The organism is Beduini sp., assembly GCF_047239305.1.
In the GTDB taxonomy this organism is placed as follows: domain Bacteria; phylum Bacillota_I; class Bacilli_A; order Erysipelotrichales; family Coprobacillaceae; genus Beduini.
In genome coordinates, this window is sequence record NZ_JBKTEM010000006.1 from 1 (window position 1) to 24,581 (window position 24,581).

Below are 24,581 nucleotides of genomic sequence, written 5' to 3' on the forward strand. Positions count from 1 at the left end.
TCCTTTCTCCTTTGACAAGTCTTTTTTATTACTTTTTTTATTTTTTTTAATAATTCTGTATATATAAATAAAAAAAGCCCCGATGGGCTTCTATTCATAACTATTCCGCTACTTTTTGTTCTTTGATAACTTTAGCGATAGATGCAATAACTTCTTTTTCGTCTTCACCTTCAGCAACGATTTCTACAGTTGCTTTAGTTGGAACACCTAAAGACATAACACCCATGATTGATTTTAAGTTAACTTCTTTTTCATTATAAATCAATTTAACATTGCTAGCGAATTTGCTTGCTTGATTTACTAAGATAGTTGCTGGTCTTGCATGTAACCCAACAGGATCAGATACTACAAAACTTAATTTTTCAGCCATTATATAATTCCTCCTTAATACAATTTGACTGGATATATTATATCACATTTTCAATGAAATTCTATAGGAAAAGCAAAATTTTTTTAGCGCTTTCACTTTATTTAATTTATATGATGATTTCTCACTTTTTTCGACACACTAAATAAAATTCATGAATAGTCAGTTCAAAGAATCCTCTCTGTTTAATACATTCATCAATATAAGCATACTGGTTAATATACATATCGGAGTTTGTTACTCTATCCGGCATTGCCTCTTTCAGATATGTAAATAGTGCTGATAAGCTTCTAAACCCAATCTTAGCCAATTGTTCTTTGCCGTCAAGAATTGTAAAGCCATTTTGATCCAGAATTGCCTGACAAGCATATTTATTCCATTTAGTATTCGGGTTAATCGGCATATACAGTGGATTTAACTCTTTCAGATTATCTCCACCTCGCTGTTTAACTAATAATAATCCACCCGGTTTCAAAATGCGATGCACATCGCTTTTATCAAAATTAGTATATGCAACGATATATGTATCCAGTTTTTCATCTTTAAATGGTAAGCGATTTTGTTGAGTTAAGGTTGTCACTTTGACACCTTTATCCGCTAAGCGGTGTTCCGCATCGACTTTTCTTGTATCAATCACATAAGTGACATCCGGCAGATCATGGATCGAATCAGCAAATTCTCCGGCATCCATACTCGCTATTCCAAGATGGTCTTCCGGTGTTAAATATGATTGTGCCACTTCTTCAAATCCCAATCCCGGCTCCGGATAGATGATATCTTCTTTATTTTCAATTGTTTTTTCTTCATTAATCTTACTGCGAATAGCAATCGCCTTATCCACTCCATCTTTAAAACGACGCTGTGCATACTTATAATAAGTAAACTGTGAAACAACATCGATAATGACTGAGACACATAATAAAGTAACAAACTCTAACAGCCAGGCCATTGAAAACAAAGGCAAATCATTTGTAAACAAGAAGATCAGCAGCGCAATAAAAATGATATAGCTTGTTCTTCCATAAGCAAAAGGTCGGGTAAACTGTAAAAAGTAAGCAACATTGAACTGCTTGCTGGCACGTCGTCCATCCATCTCAGCAAATATAATTTTTAGTATGTTCATGATTACAATCATCATACAAATTAGTATTATTAAATATCCCATAGGCTCCACCTCACCATTTAAATGTACAACATTACCTCTTTAAAAGCAAATAAAATACAGAAAATCCCATGTTCACTCAAAAAAAAAGCATTAGGCAATTCCTAATACTTCTTATAGCTTCTCACGATTCGCACGACGGCGTTCCTGATCTGTCAATAGACGTTTACGCAAACGAATGTTTTCCGGTGTTACTTCTACCAGTTCATCATCATTAATATAATCTAAGCATGACTCTAAGTTAAACTGTCTTGGTTTCTTTAACACAACAGTAGAGTCTTTAGAAGATGAACGTGTGTTGGTTAAGTTCTTCCCTTTAGTAATATTTACTACTAAGTCATTATCACGACTGTGTTCTCCAACGATCATTCCTTCATAAACTTCAACACCCGGACCTATAAACATAACTCCACGATCTTCCACGCTGCCTAAAGAATATGCCGTTGATTGTCCAGAATCGATTGAGATTAATACCCCTAATTGTCTTTCTCCAACCGCTTCACCATCTACCGGACGATATTCCATAAAGGTATGAGAAATAATTCCATATCCTTTTGTCATTGTTAAGAAGTTTGTCATGAAACCGATCATTCCTCTTGATGGAATATGATATGTTACTCTTGTCTGTCCATCATGACTTGTCATGTTTTGCATAATACCACGTCTAAATCCTAATGACTCAATTACTGAACCGATGCAGTCGTCAGGTGCTTCCACCTGTACATCTTCCCATGGCTCGCAAACCTTACCATCGATTTCTTTTAAAATAACTTTCGGACGAGATACTTGCAGCTCATAACCTTCGCGGCGCATTGTTTCAATTAAAATTGATAAATGCAATTCTCCACGTCCGCTTACGATCCACTCTTCTGAATTGGGAATTCTTTCAATCTTTAATGATACATCTTTATTTGTCTCTTTAAATAAACGTTCTTCAATTTTGCTGGCAGTAACGAATTTTCCTTCTCTACCCGCAAATGGAGAAGTATTTGTCCCAAATACCATTTGAATTGTCGGTTCATCTACACGTAATAACGGTAAAGCTTCTTCTTTTCCCATTGTACATACGGTTTCACCTACACCGATATCCGCTAATCCGGCAATGGCAACGATATCCCCTGCTGCTGCTTCTTGAATTTCAATTCTTGATAATCCAAGGAATCCAAATAATTTTTGAATTCTAAACTGTGTGATAGAACCATCCGCTCTGACACATGATACGGTTTCATTTAATTTGATTTTACCACGTTTGATACGCCCAACCCCAATACGTCCAACGTAGTCATTATAATCTAATAAAGCAGGCTGGAACTGCAAAGGACCATCCTCATCAACATCGGGAGCCGGAATTTCATCAATGATCATATCGAACAGATGATCCATAGTCGCTTCCTGTGTCGATAATTCTTCAGATAAGCTTGATGTACCCTGTAAAGCAGATACGTAAACAGTCGGGAAGTCCAGCTGATCATCTTCTGCCCCTAATTCCATAAACAACTCTAAGATTTCATCGCGCACTTCACTAATACGGACAACCGGACGGTCTACCTTATTAATAACAACGATGGGCTTAACTTTTGATTCCAATGCTTTTTTTAATACAAAACGAGTTTGAGGCATTGTTCCTTCGTATGCATCTACCACCAACAAAACCCCATCGACCATTTTCATGATACGTTCTACCTCACCGCCAAAATCGGCATGGCCCGGTGTATCCATGATATTGATATGATAATCCTTATAATTGATCGCTGTGTTTTTAGCTAGAATTGTAATTCCTCTTTCTCTTTCTAGGGCATTACTATCCATTACTCTTTCTGCAACCTGTTCATTATTTCTAAAGGTTCCTGATTGTCTTAATAGCTGATCAACTAATGTCGTTTTTCCGTGGTCTACGTGTGCAATAATTGCAATGTTACGAATGTTACTCATCACAATACCTCTCTTTCTTAATCTTTTTTACAACTTACACATTATAACACAAATCGTGTTTCTGCAAACATTTTTTATCATTGTAAGTGCTATCACTCCTATTTTTTTATTATTTATTAAATTATAGTTCATTATTCTATACTTTTTCATATTCATAGACGAAATGCCAATACTGTTTTATAATGATTTAAGGAGGAATATTATGAAAGCAACCTATATTTTCCACAGTGGATTCATGATTGAACTTGAAAACCATGTTTTAGTATTTGATTATTACCAAAAAGAATTACCCCCTTATCCAGCAAATAAAAAGGTCTATTGCTTTGTCACTCATTTTCATCAAGATCATTTTAACCGTGATATTTTTGATTTATTTCCTAACGCAACCTTTATTCTTTCAAAAGACACACGTATAAAAGAAACAGATTCTATTCACATCGTTAAAAAGAACGAAGCTTATAAAATTGAAGATTTAACGATCAAAACCTTGCGTTCTACGGACGCCGGTGTTGCTTTTTTAGTTACGGTTGAAGATAAAGTCATCTATCATGCTGGTGATCTCAACTGGTGGCATTGGGAAGGAGAACCTAAGAACTTTAATGATAATCAAGCCTATAACTTTAAAAAGGAGATGGCAAAACTTGACGGTCTTACTATTGATGTAGCCATGCTCCCTCTTGATCCTCGTCAAGAAGAAAATGCTTGGTGGGGAATTGAAGAAATTTTAAAACATGCCCAAATCAAACATATCCTACCGATGCATTTTGGTGATGCCATTGAATTGATGCAGGATTATCTAAATGAAGAACCTTTAAAGAATTATCCTCAAATACGTAAGATTGAACATGAAAATCAGTCTTTCGAAATCTAAAAGAATCTGCGGTTTGCAGATTCTTTATTCTTTCAGCATATTATACGGACTTATCTTTCTAATACGCATCGAAACGATCATAGTAATCAAAAGACCAAATAGGAAGATTGCTGAGCCCACACCGATCATCCAAAAAGTCGGAATAGCAAAATTGATTTTCATCATTCCAATGCTGCTGAATAAAACACTCAGCATAGCATTCAGGCCCACTTTTCCTAACAGGCATCCTAGAATTGTCCCAATGAATACAACCGGTAAAAAAGTATAGACTGTTTCCAAAACTAACTGACGGGTTGTATAACCAATCGCTTTTTGAATACCAAATTCCTGCCTTTTACGAATCACAGCTGTTTTGACTACCATATATAAGGCAATACTAACAATCGCCACCGTAATCAACATGATAATAAAGGCGATAATCGTGACAATATTTTGATAAACTCCCAGCATACTTTCAATTTGCAGCTGTGCGTTAGTCGTTTTAGCAATATCATCGGAATATTGATCTAAATCCTCAATGAAGTTAACAGTATCTGCTCCTTTATCCAAATAGACATAAATACATAAAGGGTGATAACTGCTATCTAATTGTTGGAAGGCTTTGCTTGTCAGCATCGCTTCATGTCCCATATAGTTAGAGCCCTGACTAAACCCTGTAATCAAGTATTCAATTTCTGTGGCTCCTTTTTTAAGAGTGACTGTATCCCCAATATTTTTATTCATGTTTTTCGCAAGCAATCCATTGATCGCGATTTCATTGTCATGCTTAGGGAATCTGCCTTTGTAAACTGCCAACTGATTATCCAAAGCACTAAAGTCATCCATAATATAGCAGAAAACTTCACTGTCTTTAGTTCCGATAGAGGCTCTGACCTGATCATAATAGGCGGCTTTCCTTACCCCCTTCGTATTTTGCAGACTGGCTAATAAACGATCTGCCCCCGTCTCATCGATCGTATTGATTTGAACCGTTGGAACTTCTGTGGATACCATCTCTACAAATTTTGTTGATTCTACGGAAATATTATAATACATCACCATCGCAAACATTGCCGCAAAACTGACTCCCATAACAACAAACATAATCATTATATTTAATCGAATTTGATGAATAAAGTTTTTAGCGGCGAGAAGCATCGGTAAATTTCCTTTCGTTGTTTCAAGTGGAAAGGGATTATTTTTAAAGCTATGGGTTGCAATTCCGGTGCGAATGGCGGTGATTGGTGTTAACTTACCTATTTTGCGAGCACTTAAATAAGCTGTCAAAATAACCATTAAAGAAATTCCATTAACACTTATAAACGCTGAAGCAAGATCAAAGCCCTGATTCCAAACGATTCCGGTCTGCAAAGCAAACATATTAGAAATAGAGGGCAGGATCAGATAGGATACCCCTATGCCAGTCATGCTTCCTAGCAGTGTCAGGATCAAGAACTGCACAATCAGCGATGAAATAATCTGATAACTGCTGTAGCCAATAGCTTTTTGTACTCCCATATTCCTTATTTCTTCTTCAATGGTATTACCGATTCTAAACTTCACCATCACTAAGACAACTGCTACAATGATCATCGAGAAACCAATGATAATCATAGAACCAATGGATGATGTCATTGTACGTGCTTGTTTAACCATTAAATAAAAAGATGAATCATGGTACACATTAGAATCATAATCTTCAAGTAAAGTATTATACGTGCCGACAAAATTTTCTCCCATTGTTTTATTTTCTTTTAATATGGCATTGAAGATCGTTCCATCTATTTTACCATCAAAAGATTGTGACAGGTCCTGATATTCCTGCGCAGGCAGTACCACTCCTGAAATCGTGGAATTAACGGTTCCTAAAATTGGTTCTTCAAAGAATCCGGCAACTTGATATATTCTTGTTTCCTTTTCCCCACTCATTAAGACGATCTCCATCTTGAATGAATCTCCTAGCTGATAATTGCCTCCGGTATGAAACAGCCAAGGCAAATAGATCGGATGTTCATAAACATCAGAGGAATACTCAATATAATCAATCTGACTGATATTGGGGCGATCCTGTTGATTCATAAACACCATATTACGGGTTTGCTCACCATCCCCGTAAGCGAGTGTTGCGGTGGCAAAAAGAATATCACGTTTTTCAACCTCTGTACTGCGGTCATCCTCCTGCATGGCTGTCATAAGTTTATCAACCAGCTTCTCATCCTGTGATTTTATCGCTAGAATGGCACCGGCACTATTTAATCTATCAGCATGCTGATCATAGCTGCGGTCATAATTATGCGTGATAACTAACCCAATATTAAGAAGAACGGCTCCTACCAGTACAATAACAAAAAATGAAACAGCTTGGCTTTTGCTTTTATGAAACTGGGCTTTTACTAATTGCCAGACAGATTGCATATTACCACCCCATTTCCTTTAAAAAGGCAGTTAACTGGTCATGGCGTTTTTCATCGTTTGGAAGATATTCACCTAAATTACATTCTCCGCGGATAGCCCCATCTTGCAAATATAAAATACGATTTGCCCGACGAGCAGATATAACATCATGGGTTACCATCACAATGCTTTGTCCGGACTGATTCAAATGAGTTAAAACATCCAAGACAGCTGTACTGGCATATGAGTTTAATTGTCCGGTAGGTTCGTCTGCAAATAAGATATCGGGCTGATTAATCAAAGCTCTGACAATGCCTGCGCGCTGTGCCTCTCCGCCGGAAAGCTGAGTTGGAAATTTATGATAAAGCTCTTCTTTCATCTCTAATTGAGACAGCAGTTGTCTTGCCCTTTCAACAACCTCTTTCTTCTTACGGCTAACCAGCAATCCGGCAGATAAAATATTATCCATGACACTCATATTATCCTGTAAATAGATTTGCTGGAAAACAAAACCACAATGATGACGGCGAAAGATCGCTAAACGATCATCCGAATAATTGGATATTTCTTCATCTCTAAAGTGAATATCCCCTAAAGACGGCTTATCCATTCCGGATAAAGCATAAAGCAAAGTCGACTTGCCTGCGCCGGAAGGTCCCATAATCACCGTAAAATCCCCGTCATAAATATCTAAATCCAAGTTTTTTAAAATATGTTGTAATACACCGCCACTGGAAAATGTTTTACACAGTTTATGGGTAGATATAATTTTTTTCATAGTTAAATCTCCTCTCCTTGTATATCCATCCTACCATGTAAAATTCTTAACGGTCTTTATCCAATCCTTAATTATTTCTTAATTATGCCAGTTTTAAAGCAACCTGCATAATAAAACCGTCTGCCGTTTTCTCACATTCGATCGCACCATTCATCTGCATCATAATATAGCGGCAAATATATAATCCTAATCCCGCACCGCTTTTTTCTTCGGCATTCTCAGCACGATAATATTTATTAAATATAAGAGACTGTTCTTCTTCGGTTACCCCATCACCAAAATCTTTGATAGAAATAAGGAACTCATCATCAATAATCTTAAAATAGACTTCTATTGCTGTGTTGGCATATTTATAAGAATTACCAAACAGATTGTCAAATACCTGCTGTAAGCGAAGAGCATCAAATAAAAGTAAGCAATCCGGTATTTCTCCAATAACCGCTTTATCTTGATAGTCTGCCATCTGAAGCAATGTCGCTAACTCTCGACTTGAATGTTCTTTAACAGTAATGGTTAATTCCTGCAATTCTTCCAAAGTCGCATGAAACAAATCAGATACAAGTTCATCAATCTGGTTAGCTTTTTGTTCAATGATCTGTAATTGTCCGCGCTCTTTTGGCTCTTTTACCTTGATCAGCATTAATTCTAATATTGCTTTAATAGAGGCGATTGGTGTTTTAATATCATGACTCATCTTGGCAACCAATTCTTTCTTGCTTTGATTGGCTTCCTGTTCTTTTAGTCGTGCTTTTTTTAGTTCGGTTCTCATCAAATCAAAGCTTTCAGTAAAAATCCCAAAGTTATTATGACGATCCATCTCTAAGGGGAAATCTAAATCTCCACCCGCTACTCTATTAGCAAAACGCTGCAATGTACGAAAAGGCTGAATCATCCGCTTATTTAAATAATAAGTATAGCCCCCTAAAGCAACCCCTTCTATGATCAGTGTTCCTCCTAAAACCTGCAAAAGAAAGACAAGATGTGAAGCTAAACGCTGAGTGCTGTCGTTATAAATTAAGATCTTTCCTACACTTTGTCCGTTTTGTTCAATATCGATAATACTGTCACGATTTCGGATTGCCGCTTCCATAGACTGCGAGATAGATGGAGATGACGTATACACCTTTTTCCCATCATGATCAAGTAAAGTAAAGTCTAAATCGATATTCGCTGTCACTGTACATGATTGTGTTTCTTTTATAATTTCCCACTGCTGGTTAATCTGCCGACTTAAATCATTCACCATAACATTATCGAGCGGCGTATCCTTAATTTTCCCTATGACACTCCAACCTATCATCCCTTCTATTAAAAACAATCCCATAAATAAAAAGAGGATAAATTTCAATTTCATCTTAGTTCCTCCCTAAATCAATATCTGACAACTCATCGCTATTTTATTTCTGAATACCTTTTAGTTATTTTGTATTAAACAATTTTACATATTTAATTAAATAACATTCTTCTTATTAACTATCTCTTTTTCGGTGAGTAATATTTTTCATTTAAATACAGCTATTATAACTCAAAATACTTTTTGTAATCTTTTGTTTGTCAAATAGTAAAGAGAGGCATAATGAACTCCCCTTTTATTGTTATGACAAAACAAAATTTAGAGAACTGCTTGTGAGATTTCTTCTACTGTATCTGAGCGAAGCCATTTTCCGAAAACTTGCGAATTCTTTGACGGCAAGTAGCCTAAATCTATATAGCCAAGCTTTTTAAGTAATGCTTTACTTGGTTCATTATCAACTTCAGTGAAAGAAATATAATCCCATTCAGGATAGTGGGTATGCAAATATTCGAGTAAAGTAGATAGAGCTTCGTAAGCATACCCTTGGCGATGTATTTTGTAAGAGAATGTATATCCAATAGAAATTGTCCTCTCATTTGGCATTACCACAATCTCGCCAATCAGACTATCCGTATCTTTTAAAGCTACCGCAATCCATGTAGAGGTTTCTATATTCAAGATGTCACTGTTTTTATTCTTCACCAATTCAATAAGCTTCTCATAACTTTTTTCTTGATCCCTTTGATATTTCCCACATATCTCATTATTTCGATAATCAAACATTTCATCGACATCTTTTTCATTCATATTCCTTAATCTCAATCGTTCTGTCTCTAAAAAAGTCATCATCCTATCCCCCATAGATTCTAATCATAATATAAATTACTTGTTGCACGAAGCCCATTACAACAAGCAAAAATCTTTCAATACTGTAAGCCATTAAAACTTCCACTCTATCTTTTATTCCTTGAATCGGTAGCCTACTCCCCAAATGGTTTCAATTAATTGAGGATGATTAGGATCTTTTTCTATTTTTTCACGCAAATGATGGATATGTACATTTAAAGTGCCGTCACTTGTAATCGTATCCTGCCAAACGTTTTCAAAAAGTTCTTCTTTCTTTAAGACTTTTCCTCGATTCATAACAAGATAAGCTAACAATTTATATTCCAGCGCCTTTAATTTAATTGTCTTTGACCCTGCTTTTACTTCATGACTGTTAAAATTGATCATAAAATCATCAATCTCAAAAATATCTGCGCTCGTGTTTGCACTGCTGTATCGTTTTAAGACCGCTTTCACCTTAGCAAGCAAGACACTGAGTGAATACGGTTTGGAAATATAATCATCACCGCCAATATTTAATGCCAGCAAAATATCGTCGTCACTGTTTCTGGCACTGATGAATAGAATAGGAACACTGATCTCTTTTCTTAATTGACGGCATAGTTCAAAGCCAGAGCTTTCCTTTAAATTAATGTCTAACAAGATCAAATCAGCCGTATGGTGCTTAAAAAATTCTAAGCAGGAAGGCGCATCAAAAACAGCCTTGCAAGTAACATTGAAAAGATTGAAATATTCTTCTGTGCTTTGTGCCAATGGTTTTTCATCATCGACAATTAAACATTGATAATGCATGAGATCACTTCCTTTATCTTTTATTGTAGCGATTTTCCAAGTTGAAAGCAATCGTAACTAAAAATAGCTATCGCATTGATAGCTATTTTCCATATTGCCCGCAATAAATAAAGAAGACCCCAATAATGATTAATAAAAGCGCCCATACTTGCATACTGATTGTTATATTTAATATAACAATATCAAATTGATCTATAAATAATGATAAAAAACCACCGAAAAGATAAAAAATACCGCTTGTGATGGTAGAAGCATAAGAATTCTTTCCTAATATACCTTCCATCGTTGCAAAAAGCAAACATCCGACTAATGCTGTTGCCAGCAAATCATTCATATAACTATTTGATATGAAGTAGTTCCAAATGATTTGTAAGCATAATTCTACTAATACGATTCCACATAGGGCAGGCGTCAATAAATTGATGGTCATTCTTAGTGTCTGCAGGTTTGATGGCTGTTTTAATTGCTGTCCTTTCATGACGATCACCCGCTTTCATCATAGCATGTCCCACTTTATTATAAATATGTAATCGTTCCCATAATATCGACAGAATTTATCTACGATAAATAAAAAAAGTGCCTATTTGGCACTTTTTTTCATTATTCTTCAAAATCATATTTAGAAAATACATCACTCACTGGCTTAGAATGTTCAATGTTGTAAATCGTACTTGCAATTAAGTCAGCGATTGACACATGTTTTAATTTATCAAATTTCTTTTCATCAGGCAATTGAATAGTATCTGTAACGATAATTTCCTTTGCTACTGAGTTTTGCAGTCTTTCACAGGCTGGTCCTGAGAATACAGCATGGGTGCAGGCAATATAAACCGCTTTAGCACCTTTATCCATAACCGCTTGAGCTCCGGCAGCAATTGTTCCGCCGGTATCAATCATATCATCTACCATGATACAGTTTCTTCCAGCAACATCGCCGATGATTCCCGTTACTTCCGCTACGTTTGGTTTAGGTCTGCGTTTATCAATGATAGCTAAAGGCACATCTAAAGCATTCGCTAATTTTCTTGCTCTGTTTGCTCCGCCATGATCCGGTGAAACTACAGTAACATCTTCGATTCCCTGATCTTTAAAGTAATTGCTTAATAACGGCAACGCAGTCATGTCATCTACCGGAATATTGAAGAAGCCTTGAATTTGGGCAGCATGTAAATCCACAGTCACAACACGGTCAACACCGGCAGTTTGTAATAAGTCTGCAACTAATTTTGCTGTGATTGGCTGTCTGGCTTTTGCCTTGCGATCTTGTCTTGCATAACCAAAATATGGAATAACGGCAGTAATTTCAGCAGCTGAAGAACGTTTTAATGCATCTACACAAATTAGTAGCTCCATTAAGTTTTCAGTCGCCGGACATGAAGTTGATTGAATAATATAAACATGTTTACCACGTACAGATTCATTTATTTCGACTAAAATCTCCCCATCAGCAAAGTGATGAACTTTTGTATCACAAACCTCTCCATCTAAGATTTTTGCGATATCCCCTGCTAATTTCTGACTAGCTGATAATGCAATGAGTGTTGTTGTTTCTTTCATTTTTTTGCCCCTTATTTTCTTTCTCTTTTTTCTTTCAATACTTTAGCATATTCTTCTTTTGTAACTTGTCTTTCTCTTGCAATGGCAAATGCATCTTCCGGTACTGTTTCAGTAATCGTTGATCCTGCCGCAACATAAGCTCCGGATTCCAAAGTGACAGGTGCCACTAAGTTTGAGTTGCATCCGACAAAGACATTGTCTTTAATAATTGTCTTGAATTTATTTTTTCCATCATAATTGCTGGTAATTGTTCCACATCCGATATTAACATCTTTTCCAACGACCGCATCCCCTATATAGCTTAGATGCGCACATTTGCTGCCAACACCGAAAGTTGTATTCTTCATCTCTACAAAGTTGCCCATATGAACATTTTCTAAGATATGGCAATCTTTTCTTAAACGAGCATAAGGACCGATATCGACACCTGATTCAACGATTGAATCGCTCAGCACTGAGAATTTAATTTCGACATTATCTTTAATAATTACATTATCAAATTCACAATAAGGTCCGATATGGCAATTCTGTCCGATAACCGTATCGCCTTTAATGATACATCCCGGTTCAATGATTGTATCTTGACCAATTTCAACATCTCTGGCAATATACGTATTTTCCGGATCAAGAATCGTTACTCCGTTCAGTAATAATTCATGGTTGACACGCAGCTGCAGTTTTTTCTGAGCTTTAGCTAATTCTACACGATCATTGATACCGCCAACCTCATCAAAATCACTGATCACACAGCTTCCAACCTTCTTACCCATTTGATTTAAAATTTTGACTACATCTGTAATGTAATATTCTTTTTGGGCATTATCATTTGTCACCTGTTTCAATGCTTCAAATAATAAACGATTGTCAAAACAGTAAATTCCGGTGTTCATTTCTGTAATAGCCAGTTGTTCTGGCGTTGCATCTTTTACTTCCACAATAGCATCAACATCACCCTGGGCATTACGCAAGATACGACCAAATGATTTTGATGTATCGCAATGTGCCGTTAAAAGCGTTGCCTGATTCTTATTTTCTTGATGCACCTGCACCAAAGTATCCAATGTTTCTTTTCTTAATAACGGGGCATCCCCATTAATCACTAAGGTAATTCCTTCTTTGTCTTCTAGGATCGGTGCTGTCATTCTAACAGCGTGTCCGGTTCCTAACTGTTCATTTTGTTCAACGTAAGACACTTCATCCTTCATGATTTTACGGATAATGTCTTTTCCATGACCAATTACAGCGATTGTTTCAGATGTCTCCATCTTTTTTAATTCATCGCAGATATGTTTAATCATGGGTTTATATAGCACAACATGTGCCACCTTTGGCAAACTAGATTTCATTCTTGTTCCTTTGCCGGCAGCTAATACAATTGCATAAATATTCATTGCTCCACCCCTTTTATCCGACATTATTCTACCAAAAAACCTATAAAAATAAAAGAGTATTACGGTAATACCCCCTATTTTTCTATAAAAAAGTTGCCTTCTGTGCAAATATTTTCTGTTTTCTGAAACGATCTACAGCTAAATCCACGAGTTTTTCATCCTCTGTTAAAGCAAATACACAAGATCCACTGCCAGACATTAATGCTGTATCGAAGCCCATTTCTAAAAGAGTGTTTTTTATTTCACCAATCTGAGGCACAATCTTTACCGAAACACCTTCAAGTGTATTCCCCATGCATGTGAGCATTTTGTCGTAGTCATTTTCTTGTATGGCTTCTTTTAATCCACGGCAGTCCGGATGAATCTCATTCGCTATATCCAGCATTCCAAAAGAACGTTTCGTAGACACTCCTTTTCTTGGCTTAATCAAAACAATATGTTTATGAATACGGTTATCTATGAATTCCAGTTTTTCACCAATCCCGGATACAAAAGCCGTTTTTTCATGAATACAAAAAGGAATATCTGCTCCTATCGTTTTGCCCAGTTCAGCTAGTTCTTCATAGCTAAGTCCTAATTTAAATAAAAGATTGATGGCGCGCATCACCGCCGCTCCATCAGCACTGCCGCCAGCTAATCCGGCCTGCATCGGAATATGCTTGTAGATATGGATACGGATTCCTTTTTTGATGTCATAGCGTTCCATCATTGCCTTAGCGACTTTATACATAATATTTTTTTCATTGACCGGCATAATTGTACTATTGCCGGAAATCTCTATTCCTTCATCAATGATATTGATATAAAGAAGATCGTGCAAAGAGATCGGCGCCATGATCATTTCTAATTCATGATAGCCGTCTTCTCTTTTCCCAACTACATTTAAACCAAGATTAATCTTAGCGTGTGCTCTTATTTTCATCCCATTCATTCCCTTCTCGGATAGATGTTGCGGGCTACCCCGCGTGTATCAATTCCACCGATCCCTGCAGCTTTATTATAAGTATTTTTAATGACAGTTTCAACATCGACATAATTCTTCACACTTTCATTGGCTACTTGAAAAGCTATATAGACAGGATCTAAGGCATGAATATTCTTTCTTTGCGGTGAAGAAGCAAAATTAGCGCCTGCTGCGATTAGTAATTCATAATTAGACTGACAGCCTCCGGCAAAAATCACTAACTGATCAATATTGCTTTCATATAAACGTGCCTGTTTCACCGCTTCAATATAGTCTCGGGTATGACTGTAAGTATCAATATTCTCACAGTTTCCATCTCTGGACATAGAGTCATGTCCGGTAATCACTAAGATTTGCGGCTTATGTTTTTCCAACAATTCACAGATCTGATCTTTCATTTCGCCTTCTTTTAAATAAATACAGACCGCTCGAACTCCCAATGTTTTATACTTTTCCTCACACATTTTTAAGTATCTGGGATCTCCGTCTAAATGCAGTACTTTTCCCCTGATCACTTTATCATTTCTTAACAATGTGGATTCATCCAGTTTAGAAACAAAATGACTTTCCTGTGCCGGTTCTAAATCATCCAGTGTGCTGTCTGCCACCAGACGAACTTCTACACCTTTTAAATAAACGACATCCTTTTGAATATCATAGATTTCAAAAACGATGTCGCGGTTATATTTTATACGTACTACTAAATCTCCTATTTTCATATGACCACCTATTTAAATATATGAAAAATATTAAATAAGGTCATACAATTCTTTAAATTGATCTAAAGATAATTGTTCTGCACGTAATTTAGAATCAATATTACATGTTTTTAAGACATCCTTCAGCTTATCTTTATCTTGTGCCACCTGAGATAAATTATTATAAATCGTTTTTCTTCTTTGTTTAAAGCAGGCTTGCAGAAAGCGGTAAAAATCCGCCAGATTTTCTTTATTCATTTCCTTAAAAGTGACCAAGATAACAGCTGAATCGACATTAGGCTTAGGAATAAACACATTTGCGGTTACAGTAAATTCATAGTTCACTTCACCGACACAGTCCATCAGCAGACGCAGCGGACTTTTTTCTTTAGACGTCAGCTTCAAAGCTACTTCTTTTTGCATCATTCCGACAAAACAATCAATTTTTACTGGACTGATCATGATTTTGGTTAAAAGCTCACTGGTAATATAGTAAGGCAGATTAGAAATAATGATAAGATGCTCATAGTCCTTGACTTCCTCTGCCAAAGAATGAAGATCAACAGTTAAAAAATCCTGCAAACGCACTTCAACATTGGGATATTCACTTAAACTGTAAGCTAACACATCCATTAACCGTTCATCAATATCATAAGCAATTACTTTTTTTGCTGCTCTAGCAATATATTCAGTCAATCCGCCGATTCCCGGTCCAATCTCCACGACACAGGTATTTTCTTTAATATGCGCACACTCTACGATATTCCTAATAATATTGATATCTACCAGAAAGTTCTGACCAAAAGATTTCTTAGCACGCAATTCAAAGTGATTCAATATTTCCAATGTATGATTTACTTTTCCGATATCTCTCAAGCGTCTTTTCCTCCCTGAGCTATAAAATCTTGAATCTGCTGAGCGGTAATGCCAACTAAATTCAATCTTTTAAACAACGTTTTAACATTCCCATAGCCTAAATGAAAATGCTCATATATTTCTTCACGTCTTTTTTTATCACCGATGATGTTTAATTGGATAAATTCTGCCCAAGTAATGCTTTCACTATCAGGACTGAATGTCACGACATTTTCCAGTGCTTCTAAAATCGCATCCTGCGTCGCTTCGGCAATCCCTACCTTATGATGCTTGATCGCATCTTTTTTATTCACAAAAGCATGCTTACAATGGGGAATCACTTTTGATATTTGATCACGGATCTGTTTGCCCGGGAAATCAGGATCTGTCATCACGATAATATCACGTGTCAAACTTGTTGTTTTGATATATTCCAATGTCTTTTGATTTAGTCCCGATCCTCCAGTTTCAATCGTATCCACGTCTAAAAAGGATTTTAATACCTGCGTATCCGTTTTTCCTTCAACAATAATAACCTCATTAATCTTCATTGATAACCCCCGCTGCTTTCTTCGCCAAATAGTCGGCTCTTTCATTATATAAATCACCGCTATGCGCCAAAACTTTAATAAACTGAATCGCTATTTTTTTTCTAAACTCTTTAATGATCTGCTGATATCGCTGAGTTCCGACTTTGTTTGCTTTCCATAACCCATCTGCCCATTTCTGAATACCTTCATAATCATAATAGATATAGATCGCTGAGTAACCATGTTCGATCGCATAATTAATAGCGACTTCACTTCCAAATATTTCCCCGGCAACATTACGCATTGAAGCATACTCCGGATGATCTCCTTTTCCCAGCAATTCTTTAACAACGTTCTGTCCATCTAAAAGGACGCAGCCATATCCATATTCTTTTGTTTTAATATTGTAGCTGCCATCAACATAAGCTATCAACCCCGGCTGATCCATCGTTTTAGGCTGATCTTTAATAAATGCTTCTGCTTCTTCTTTGGTTGTGAAACTCTTATATACTGCTCCGGAAAATCCTGTCACCTGCTTTTTACATGCTTCCCAAGTAGAATAAATTCCCGGTACTTTTCCATTTTTTACTGCATAAAATTTTGCCATATCTACACCTCATTGCCTCTATAATAGCATTTCATTATTAAAAAAACCAGTGTATTAAAAAAGAACTCTTTTGAAATGAATTCCCCTATTTGAATATCCAAACTATCGGGTACACTTCTTTTTGAGTTCTAAAATTTGATTTCAAACACATCGATTTCCGGTGGTACCATAAACCGTGCATGAATTTTTGTTGTACCAATACCGGTATTGACAAACAGCTGAGTTTCTTCATCAATTGTATAGAATCCATCAACATAGCGCTGAGCTAACTCCGTACGGATTCCCGGAATAATCGGAAGACGAATCTGTCCGCCATGACTATGCCCGGTCAAAATCAGATCTGCCGGTGTATTCACCAAAGTTTCGGCTTCATCAGGCTCATGCATCAATAATAAATTATAATCTCCATTCAATTGATTCGCTGTCCTTTTCATTTGTGGATCTCCCAGTAAAAAATCATCAACACCACCGATAGAGAATACCTTACTGTCTATTTCCATTGACATCACTTCATTGCTTAACACAATAAATCCCGCATTTTCCATTAAATCCTGATAGATGCGTTCGGCACCGCCGCCATAATCTCGGTTGCCCCATACCGCAATCTTTCCATACGTCGCTTGTAAACGTGAAAGACTCTCTTGAACTTCATCTTTTTTAGGGTACTGACTGTAATTATCAAACAGATCACCTGTAAAGATAATCAGATCCGGTTCTAAGCGATTCGTTTTCTCAACTAATTTATCTAATTGCTTTATATCGTAATGGGTTCCGACATGTGTATCGGACAACTGAACAACCTTCATTGAGGACAGCTGATCATTCTTTTGTAACGTATATTCATTAACAACCAATCGTTCAGGCTCCACTAAAAAGGCATATCCTATGCACAGACAACCAACCACAAACACTACAGCAAATATCTTTAATAAACGTTTGACTATCTTCATAGTTTTCTCCTTTTTGTTTAGTTTATCATTCTTTAAACACTCTATTCTAAAATAAAAAGACTCTCTAATGAAATCACGTTTGTGACATTGAACACATTAGAGAAATCTAATTTATTCTACAATACTCATTTATTTTTATCAACTAAGAACCCTTAATTATTTTGTTGCGGCAATAAATTCATCTTTTGCTTTTTGAAGCAATTCCGGCTTTTCTAACAATTCCAGTGCGGTTAAAGCGATTCCTTCCGCCGCTTTAATTAAACCGTTTTTACCTTCTGGTGAAATTGTCGCTGCTGCCATTTCTTTTGAATGTCCGGTTACACAAGTATCTGCGATTTTAATTCTTCCTTGAATGGTCGGACATTTATAACTTACAGCCCCAACGTCGGTTGATCCGTCACCCACTTCATTAACAGGCTCGATATCCGGAACACCTAATTCCATATATTTATCATTTAAGATATCCGCTAAGGTGTAGTTAATCAATGTATCCTCATACGGACATTCATAAATAGATGTCTTGAATGTTGTTCCTGTCGCAAGACATGCTCCCTTTGCACATTCGATTGCTTTATCTGTAACTTCTAAAGCATATTTCATTGTCGGTGCTCTGAAATAGTATTCCATTGAGGCATAAGCCGGAATAACATTAGCAGCTGCTCCGCCATCTCTGATAATCCCATGAATAAATGTATTCTTTTCCACAAACTGTCTTAACAGGTTAATTTGAATATATGTCATTACGGCTGCATCTAAGGCAGAAGCTCCATCCTGAGGCTGACATCCATGAGCATTTTTTCCAAAGAACTCAAATTTAACTGGATTGATTGCATTTGAACGTCCGCCTAATCCGCTTGATGTTCCCGGATGCACCATCAATGCCGCATCTACATCATCGAATACGCCGGCATTTGCCATGGAAACTTTACCGCCAAAATTTTCTTCAGCCGGTGTTCCAACCACTAATACAGTACCACCAAATTGATCCATAACAGCTTTTAAGGCTTCTCCTGCCGCAATTCCGATCCCTGCAATCAGGTTATGCCCACAGCCATGTCCGACTTCCGGCAAAGCATCATATTCACACATAAAGGCAATCTTCGGTCCCGGTTTCCCAGTCTCATACTTTCCTAAAAAGCCAGTTGGTACCACGTATCCTTTAGTTGTTTCAAATCCGGCTTTTTCTAAGTATGAAGAAAGTAATTCCATTGTTTCAAATTCTTCATTTCCGATTTCCGGATTTTCATACATACTCTTAACTAAGCTCATGTAATCTTCTACTTTTGATTCTACTGAATCTTTAATAATTTGTTTGCAGTCCATTGTTTTTCTCCTTTTTTATTTTTATAAAAAGCAACCGTGGTTGCTTTTAATGATTATTCTTCAATCGCCTTAGATACCTGAGCTTTTGCTTCATTTACCCATTTATCTAAATCACCATTCGCTCTTGCATCTTCAATCACTTTATTTACTACTTCAATCAATGATTTATATTCATCCCCTAATGGGAACCCAATTACATTTGTTGAATACATTTTTTCCGGATCTAAATCAAATTCGTCTTGAGGCAACAATACTAAATCAGGGAATGTCTTTAACATTGGTTCAGCAGAAGAACTAGCTGAAACCATTGCATCGATATCTCCAGCATTTAGTGCTAAAGCAATCGCATCTGTTGTTCCTAATTGCTGAATATTTGCTTCTTTTGTTAATTTTGTTGCCATTTCATATTGAATAGAAGCGGCTTGTGCTCCGATTTTTAAATTAGCTGCTTTTAATTCTTCTAATGTTTTATACTTTTCAGCTGTTGCTTTGCTGACTACTAAGCCTTGATATCCATCATCTGCTTCTCTTTGGTATCCAACTGAAAACTGCATCACTTTCTTTCTTTCTTCAGTTGCCGCAAATCCTGAAATACCCATATCCACTTGCCCAGATTGGATATTGGCAAGCACACCATCAAAGTTTGTTGCTTTGATTTCTAATTCAACCCCTAATTCTTCAGCGATTGCTTTTGCTAGAGCGATATCACTTCCGACAATTTGTTTCTGTCCTTTTTCATCCAAAATATAGAATTCTGAAGGTGGGAAATCAGGGGAAGTCCCAACTACAAGTTTCCCTGCTGCTTTAATTTCATCTAATTTATCTTTCTTTTCTCCGCCTGAACATCCGACTAATGTCACCATCATCACGACAGCCAATAATGCAGTTAATAGCTTTTTCATAGTTTTTCTCTCCTTTTTATTAATACATCACTTTATCTAAAAATTCTTGTGTACGCTGATGTTTAGGATGATTAAAGACATCCTCTGGTTTTCCCTCTTCCAATATGATCCCTTGATCAATAAACATCACACGTGATGCGATTTCTTTCGCAAATCCCATTTCATGAGTGACAATAACAGTTGTCATTCCACTCTCTGCCAAATCTTTAATAACTAATAATACTTCTTTTACCATTTCCGGGTCTAAAGCACTGGTCGGTTCATCAAACAGCATCACATCCGGTTCCATCGCCAATGCTCTGGCAATTGCCACACGCTGTTTTTGTCCCCCGGATAACTTATTTGGATAAACATCCTTTTTATCGACTAAGCCAACACGCTTTAACAGCTCTACTGCTTTCTTTTGAGCATCGTCTTTATTCAATCCTTTTACTTGGATTGGCGCCAATGTGATATTTTCCAAAACTGTCATATGCGGGAATAAATTGAAGTGCTGGAACACCATTCCAATGTGTTCACGTACTTTATTAATATTGAAAGACTTATCTTCTTTAGTGGTTAAGTTCACACCTTTGAAGATCACCTCTCCTTTTGTTGGTTCTTCCATTAAGTTTAAGCATCGTAAGAAAGTAGATTTTCCAGATCCTGATGGACCAATGATAGCGACTACTTCACCTGTATGAATCTCTGTCGAGATTCCTTTTAATACATCTAACTTACCGTAAGTTTTATATAGATCATTTGTTTTAAGCATCTGTATTCATCTTCCTTTCTATAACTCCGATGGCTGCCGTTAATACCGAAGTTAATACAAAATATATGACAGCAATAATAATTAAAGGTTCAAATACGGAATAAGTAGAAGCCTTTACAATATTACTTGTATACATCACATCAAATACTCCAACAACCGAAACTATTGAAGATTCTTTAATCATCATAATAAACTCATTACATAGCCCGGGCAATACCACCTTTACCGCCTGCGGTATAATGATATAACGCATTGTTTGTGTACTGGTTAATCCCAATGAACGACCGGCTTCCATTTGCCCTTTATCGACTGAATCCAAGCCACCTCTTAACAATTCACAAATATAAGCCCCTGAGTTAATTCCTAAAGCCACAACCGCAGTTAAGAATACTCTTGAACCATAAGTTGGACCTAAGAACGGCATTGCCGGAATCGCTATTCCGATCAGTGTAAATCCGTACAGCCAAATATATAACTGAAGTAAAATCGGCGTTCCACGGATCACCTGTGTATAAGCTGCTGCTACAAAGTTGAGGATTTTACTATTAGACCGTTTCATTAGAGTGGCAATCAACCCTAATACACATCCAATTACCACAGTAAGCAACGATAATACGATCGTTACAATTGTCCCATCAATAAATGTTGGGATCCATTTTGTCATCTTGCTAAAATCGATGACAACCGCTGAAACTAAGCTAAAATCTAACATCTCTTTCTCCTCCTTTTATAAATAAAAAACGCCTCTTGAAATTAATCAAGAGACGAATATATCGCGGTACCACTCTCGTTGATATAAGTTGACCTCATATCCACTCTCGCTTGTAAGGTAAGCTTACCGAATATCCTATGCATTCAGATATTCCCCTCCAAAGTGCGCTTCGCCATCTTTCCTGTGTTAATCTCTCACCTACATTAACTCGCTGAAACATTTCAGATAACTACTCTCTTTATCGTTGGGTTTGTTTGTATGCCCTCATTATACATTTTTAATTTGACTTGTCAACACCTATTTATCATTTTTTATTTTTTGTTTATCATCACTAAATTTACGGTTCCCCTAAAATATATGCAAAAGGTTCGTATATTAGTAATGTATTTTATAAAAAACATTTATTGTTTAATTTTAAATTTAGTTTAAATTGACACTTGGTATAATTTAGTTTACATTATAACTAACAAAATGAAAGGCGGATTATACTATGCTTAAAGCAGTTATTTTTGATATGGACGGTCTCATGATCGATAGTGAAAGAGTCACTTTTGATGGCTATGTGATTGAATGCAATAAACTGGGACATACCATGACAAAAGAATTTTATAAAACCTTACTGGGTAAACCTATTACCGGAATTTATGATCAATTCCATAAAGAATTCGGAGAAGATTTTCCTATTGAAGAGGTTATTCAAAAAGTACATGCTTATATGGCAGATTTATTTGAAACAAAGGGAGTACCTGTTAAACCCGGTTTAATTGAACTGCTGAAATATTTGAAAGAGAATAACTATAAAACAATTGTAGCGACTTCTTCTAACCGTCATCGTGTAGACGTTATTTTAGAGAATGCAAAGATCGCTTCTTATTTTGATGATTCTATCTGCGGAGATGAAGTGTCAAAAGGAAAACCAAATCCGGAAGTATTCCTGAAGTCTTGCGAAAAGCTCGGAGTCAGTCCTGATGAGGCTTTAGTATTAGAAGATTCAGAAGCCGGTATTTTGGCGGCTTACAGTGCTGATATTCGCGTGATCTGCATTCCCGATATGAAATACCCGGAAAAGGAATATGCTGAAATGACGCATGACATTGTCGATAACTTAAATGATGTCTTAACTTTAATAAAAGACCAACAACTATAAACTTAATACGGTATGATTGCTTGTTATATCGTTTTTTTATAGAAAAAGATGAATAAAAAGGGTTGCTAAAAAGTTAAAAATAGCCTATATTTAAAGTAACAAAGGGGATGAGAAGATGTATAAAATTTCTTGCTAAAAAATAGGATGCACGAAGCCAAATAATGGCAATTTTCAGTGTGTCCAAGCAAGAAATTATATATCTTCTTTTTATTATGCTAAAAAAGATTGTAATTTCTTGCAATCTTTTTTGATTATAAGGAGGACCACTTATGGCATTAATAAATATATCCCAATTAACATTTTCCTATGATTCTTCATTTGATGATATTTTTCATGATGTAAGCTTTCAGATTGATACAAATTGGAAACTTGGTTTTATCGGCAGAAATGGGAGAGGAAAAACAACCTTTTTAAAGCTATTGATGGGAGAATATGAATATAAAGGAACAATCAGTGCAGATATCGAATTTGATTATTTTCCTTTCTCTATTGAAGATGATTTAACCATTAATATTATTGAAGAGATGCTTCCAAACATTGAACAATGGCAGATTTACAAAGAATTTTCATTACTGGAAATTCCTGATGAAACCCTATATCAGATGTTTTACACATTATCTAAAGGGGAGCAGACTAAAATAATGCTCGCTATCTTATTTCTAAAGGAACATCACTTTTTATTAATTGATGAACCGACCAACCATTTAGACATGAATGGACGAAAGATAGTCAGTGATTATTTAAACAAAAAGAATGGCTTTATCTTAATCAGTCATGACCGTACCTTTTTAGATGGCTGTATCGATCATGTGTTATCCATCAACAAAGCCAATATTGACGTGCAAAAAGGAAATTACAGCACTTGGAAGCAAAATAAAGACTATCAGGATCAGTATGAACTTGATGAAAATCAGCGTTTAAAGAAAGATATTAAGCGTTTGAATGAAGCTGCCAAACGCACATCTCAATGGTCAGACGCAGTAGAAAGCACAAAAAAAGGACAGCGTATCTCCGGGTTAAGACCTGATCGCGGCTTCATTGGGCATAAATCCGCTAAAATGATGAAACGCTCAAAGACACTGGAAAAAAGACGAAGCGACCAGTTAAATGAAAAAGAAAAACTGCTTAAAAATATTGAAGAAGCGGAATCTCTTGCTATTCATCCATTAAAGTTTCACAGCAGTCAGATGCTGTACGTCGATCATTTAAACATTGCCTATGATCGTCCCATCATCGAAAATCTCAGTTTTGATGTGTATGACGGAGAAAGGGTAGCATTGATCGGTAAAAACGGCAGTGGAAAATCAAGTATCATTAAATTACTATTAGGACAGGATATTCCGCATTCAGGCACTGTCGTCATTAAGAATCAATTAAAGATTTCTTATGTATCACAAGATACTGCTTTTTTAAAGGGAAATTTAAAAGAATATGCTCTAAATGCTGGGATTGATGAAAGTTTATTCAAAGCGATTTTAAGAAAATTGGACTTTTCAAGAATTCAATTTGAGAAGAATATTGAAGAATTCAGTGCCGGACAAAAGAAAAAAGTGCTTATTGCCGGCAGTCTCGCTCAACAGGCGCACTTATATATTTGGGATGAACCACTCAATTATATCGATGTTCTGTCTCGCATTCAGATCGAAAATCTTATCTTAGAATATCAGCCGACCATGATCTTTGTAGAACATGATGCAGCATTTGCAGATAAAATAGCGACCAAGCGTATTCAATTAGGATAATTTGTTTTATAATACCTCTAACGGAGGTATTTTT

Annotated in this window: 24 protein-coding genes and 1 other annotated feature; of the genes, 3 read left to right on the plus strand and 21 right to left on the minus strand. The window is 36.3% G+C overall.

Annotation, left to right across the window (positions count from 1 at the left end; translation table 11 throughout):
• Positions 1-100 precede the first annotated feature (100 nt).
• The 3 genes from ACLRVU_RS09875 to typA all read right to left on the minus strand — a co-directional run bounded on the left by ACLRVU_RS09875 (position 101) and on the right by typA (position 3,461).
• Positions 101-370 (minus strand): phosphocarrier protein HPr, encoded by a 270-nt coding sequence (locus ACLRVU_RS09875; protein WP_041140373.1) that lies wholly within the window; start codon positions 368-370, stop codon positions 101-103.
• Positions 371-491: 121 nt separating this feature from the next.
• Positions 492-1,532 carry a hypothetical protein gene (locus tag ACLRVU_RS09880; protein WP_412891721.1) on the minus strand — a complete coding sequence of 347 codons (1,041 nt, stop codon included), beginning with the start codon at positions 1,530-1,532 and terminating at the stop codon, positions 492-494.
• A gap of 111 nt (positions 1,533-1,643) precedes the next feature.
• On the minus strand, positions 1,644-3,461 hold the full coding sequence (gene typA, locus ACLRVU_RS09885; protein ID WP_412891722.1) for a translational GTPase TypA: 1,818 nt from the start codon (positions 3,459-3,461) through the stop codon (positions 1,644-1,646).
• Between the two features lie 202 nt (positions 3,462-3,663).
• On the opposite strand from typA, the gene ACLRVU_RS09890 reads away from it, so the two are divergent.
• Positions 3,664-4,332 (plus strand): MBL fold metallo-hydrolase, encoded by a 669-nt coding sequence (locus ACLRVU_RS09890; RefSeq protein ID WP_412891723.1) that lies wholly within the window; start codon positions 3,664-3,666, stop codon positions 4,330-4,332.
• Between the two features lie 24 nt (positions 4,333-4,356).
• Here the strand turns inward: ACLRVU_RS09890 and ACLRVU_RS09895 are convergent, their stop codons facing one another.
• From ACLRVU_RS09895 to ACLRVU_RS09980, 18 genes are all read right to left on the minus strand, one after another.
• Entirely contained in the window at positions 4,357-6,726 is a 2,370-nt protein-coding gene (locus tag ACLRVU_RS09895) for an ABC transporter permease (protein WP_412891724.1), read from the minus strand.
• 1 nt (position 6,727) lies between these two features.
• On the minus strand, positions 6,728-7,483 hold the full coding sequence (locus tag ACLRVU_RS09900; RefSeq protein WP_412891725.1) for an ABC transporter ATP-binding protein: 756 nt from the start codon (positions 7,481-7,483) through the stop codon (positions 6,728-6,730).
• Between the two features lie 82 nt (positions 7,484-7,565).
• The gene (locus ACLRVU_RS09905; protein ID WP_412891726.1) at positions 7,566-8,837 is read right to left on the minus strand and encodes an ATP-binding protein; all 1,272 of its coding nucleotides are present in this window, start codon (positions 8,835-8,837) and stop codon (positions 7,566-7,568) included.
• A gap of 258 nt (positions 8,838-9,095) precedes the next feature.
• Entirely contained in the window at positions 9,096-9,626 is a 531-nt protein-coding gene (locus ACLRVU_RS09910; protein ID WP_412891727.1) for a GNAT family N-acetyltransferase, read from the minus strand.
• A gap of 111 nt (positions 9,627-9,737) precedes the next feature.
• A complete protein-coding gene (locus tag ACLRVU_RS09915) occupies positions 9,738-10,415 on the minus strand; it encodes a response regulator transcription factor (RefSeq protein WP_412891728.1) in 678 nt (225 codons plus the stop codon).
• Between the two features lie 82 nt (positions 10,416-10,497).
• The gene (locus ACLRVU_RS09920) at positions 10,498-10,893 is read right to left on the minus strand and encodes a hypothetical protein (protein WP_147550116.1); all 396 of its coding nucleotides are present in this window, start codon (positions 10,891-10,893) and stop codon (positions 10,498-10,500) included.
• A 122-nt stretch (positions 10,894-11,015) separates the two neighbouring features.
• Positions 11,016-11,972 carry a ribose-phosphate diphosphokinase gene (locus ACLRVU_RS09925; protein WP_412891729.1) on the minus strand — a complete coding sequence of 319 codons (957 nt, stop codon included), beginning with the start codon at positions 11,970-11,972 and terminating at the stop codon, positions 11,016-11,018.
• 11 nt (positions 11,973-11,983) lie between these two features.
• Positions 11,984-13,363 carry a bifunctional UDP-N-acetylglucosamine diphosphorylase/glucosamine-1-phosphate N-acetyltransferase GlmU gene (gene glmU / locus ACLRVU_RS09930; RefSeq protein ID WP_412891730.1) on the minus strand — a complete coding sequence of 460 codons (1,380 nt, stop codon included), beginning with the start codon at positions 13,361-13,363 and terminating at the stop codon, positions 11,984-11,986.
• An 82-nt stretch (positions 13,364-13,445) separates the two neighbouring features.
• Positions 13,446-14,285 carry a 4-(cytidine 5'-diphospho)-2-C-methyl-D-erythritol kinase gene (ispE, locus tag ACLRVU_RS09935; RefSeq protein WP_412891731.1) on the minus strand — a complete coding sequence of 280 codons (840 nt, stop codon included), beginning with the start codon at positions 14,283-14,285 and terminating at the stop codon, positions 13,446-13,448.
• 5 nt (positions 14,286-14,290) lie between these two features.
• Complete coding sequence (locus ACLRVU_RS09940; protein WP_412891732.1) at positions 14,291-15,046, minus strand: sporulation peptidase YabG; 756 nt, start codon at positions 15,044-15,046, stop codon at positions 14,291-14,293.
• A 30-nt stretch (positions 15,047-15,076) separates the two neighbouring features.
• A complete protein-coding gene (rsmA, locus tag ACLRVU_RS09945) occupies positions 15,077-15,901 on the minus strand; it encodes a 16S rRNA (adenine(1518)-N(6)/adenine(1519)-N(6))-dimethyltransferase RsmA (RefSeq protein ID WP_412891733.1) in 825 nt (274 codons plus the stop codon).
• On the minus strand, positions 15,898-16,431 hold the full coding sequence (rnmV, locus tag ACLRVU_RS09950) for a ribonuclease M5 (RefSeq protein WP_147550099.1): 534 nt from the start codon (positions 16,429-16,431) through the stop codon (positions 15,898-15,900). The genes rsmA and rnmV overlap by 4 nt, the downstream gene beginning before the upstream one ends.
• Positions 16,421-17,017 carry a viroplasmin family protein gene (locus ACLRVU_RS09955; RefSeq protein WP_412891734.1) on the minus strand — a complete coding sequence of 199 codons (597 nt, stop codon included), beginning with the start codon at positions 17,015-17,017 and terminating at the stop codon, positions 16,421-16,423. The genes rnmV and ACLRVU_RS09955 overlap by 11 nt, the downstream gene beginning before the upstream one ends.
• A 128-nt stretch (positions 17,018-17,145) precedes the next feature.
• On the minus strand, positions 17,146-17,967 hold the full coding sequence (locus ACLRVU_RS09960; protein ID WP_412891735.1) for a metallophosphoesterase: 822 nt from the start codon (positions 17,965-17,967) through the stop codon (positions 17,146-17,148).
• A 156-nt stretch (positions 17,968-18,123) separates the two neighbouring features.
• Positions 18,124-19,290 carry a M20 family metallopeptidase gene (locus ACLRVU_RS09965; RefSeq protein ID WP_412891736.1) on the minus strand — a complete coding sequence of 389 codons (1,167 nt, stop codon included), beginning with the start codon at positions 19,288-19,290 and terminating at the stop codon, positions 18,124-18,126.
• 53 nt (positions 19,291-19,343) lie between these two features.
• Positions 19,344-20,192: a transporter substrate-binding domain-containing protein gene (locus tag ACLRVU_RS09970; RefSeq protein ID WP_147550091.1), complete on the minus strand. Its 849-nt coding sequence runs from the start codon at positions 20,190-20,192 to the stop codon at positions 19,344-19,346.
• Positions 20,193-20,211: 19 nt separating this feature from the next.
• Positions 20,212-20,946, minus strand: coding sequence for an amino acid ABC transporter ATP-binding protein (locus ACLRVU_RS09975; protein WP_412891737.1), 735 nt, complete (start codon positions 20,944-20,946; stop codon positions 20,212-20,214).
• On the minus strand, positions 20,939-21,658 hold the full coding sequence (locus ACLRVU_RS09980) for an amino acid ABC transporter permease (RefSeq protein ID WP_412891738.1): 720 nt from the start codon (positions 21,656-21,658) through the stop codon (positions 20,939-20,941). Before ACLRVU_RS09980 ends, ACLRVU_RS09975 begins: the two co-directional genes overlap by 8 nt.
• A gap of 45 nt (positions 21,659-21,703) precedes the next feature.
• Positions 21,704-21,912: a binding site (T-box leader), on the minus strand.
• 236 nt (positions 21,913-22,148) lie between these two features.
• Here ACLRVU_RS09980 and ACLRVU_RS09985 point away from each other — a divergent pair.
• Both ACLRVU_RS09985 and abc-f read left to right on the plus strand, forming a co-directional pair.
• Positions 22,149-22,805: an HAD family hydrolase gene (locus ACLRVU_RS09985; RefSeq protein WP_412891739.1), complete on the plus strand. Its 657-nt coding sequence runs from the start codon at positions 22,149-22,151 to the stop codon at positions 22,803-22,805.
• A gap of 269 nt (positions 22,806-23,074) precedes the next feature.
• The gene (abc-f, locus tag ACLRVU_RS09990; RefSeq protein WP_412891740.1) at positions 23,075-24,547 is read left to right on the plus strand and encodes a ribosomal protection-like ABC-F family protein; all 1,473 of its coding nucleotides are present in this window, start codon (positions 23,075-23,077) and stop codon (positions 24,545-24,547) included.
• Positions 24,548-24,581 lie beyond the last annotated feature (34 nt).